The following is a 1,206-nucleotide window of genomic DNA, read 5'->3' on the forward strand; positions in this document are numbered from 1 at the left end:
CAGAGAAATTGATGGACGCAGCAATCAACCTTCTTGAACAAGTTAACGCTGGCAAACTAGATTACGAAGCACGTCGTGCAGAGAAAACTAGCAAGCTGAGCTTGAACCCAATGGAAAGCATGATGGTATTCGAAACTGCTAAAGGTTTCGTAGCTGGCCAAGCTGGTCCTCACTACCCAGCGCCTGTTGAAGCGATCAAAGCAATGCAGAAGCACTCGGGTATGTCACGTGATAAAGCAATCGAAGTGGAAGCAAAAGGCTTCGCTAAGATGGCTAAAACGTCTGTTGCGGCATCATTGGTTGGTCTTTTCCTAAACGATCAAGCGCTTAAGTCTAAAGCGAAAGAGCTTGCTCCTAAAGCTTCAAAGGTTAACAAAGCAGCGGTTCTTGGTGCAGGTATCATGGGTGGCGGTATCGCTTACCAATCTGCGCTGAAAGGTACGCCAATCATTATGAAAGATATCGCACAAGCAGGTATCGATCTTGGTTTGAATGAAGCGAAGAAGCTTCTTGCTAAGCGTGTTGACAAAGGTCGCATGAAAGCTGACAAGATGGCTGACGTTCTTAACGCAATCGATCCAACACTTAGCTACGGTGACTTCGGTGAAGTTGACCTAGTTGTTGAAGCCGTTGTTGAGAATCCAAAAGTTAAAGATATCGTTTTACGTGAAGTAGAAGATCAAGTATCTGAAGATACGATCCTTACATCTAATACTTCGACGATTTCTATTGATTTGCTTGCGAAGAACTTGAAGCGTCCAGAGAACTTCTGTGGCATGCACTTCTTCAACCCAGTACACATGATGCCATTGGTTGAAGTAATTCGCGGTGAGAAGACAAGCGAAGAGACGATTGCGACAACAGTTGCATACGCTCAAGCAATGGGTAAAACACCTGTTGTTGTTAACGATTGCCCGGGCTTCCTAGTAAACCGTATCTTGTTCCCTTACTTTGGTGGTTTCGCTGCGCTTATGCGTGACGGTGCTGACTTCCAGCGTGTAGACAAGATCATGGAGAAGTTCGGTTGGCCAATGGGTCCTGCTTACTTGCTTGACGTTGTAGGTATGGACACAGCTAATCACGGCGGTGAAGTAATGGCTGAAGGCTACCCAGATCGTATGGGTAAAGACTTCAAAACAGCGATTGACGTGATGTTTGAAGCTGGTCGTTTTGGTCAGAAGAATGACAAAGGCTTCTACGCTTACG

Annotated in this window: 1 protein-coding gene; it reads left to right on the forward strand. The window is 45.8% G+C overall.

Annotation, left to right across the window (positions count from 1 at the left end; genetic code table 11):
* Window positions 1–1,206: 3-hydroxyacyl-CoA dehydrogenase NAD-binding domain-containing protein (locus A3739_RS17030; protein WP_231877097.1), on the forward strand; the 1,206-nt coding region annotated here is incomplete at both ends.

It is taken from the genome of Oleiphilus sp. HI0067 (genome assembly GCF_001635735.1).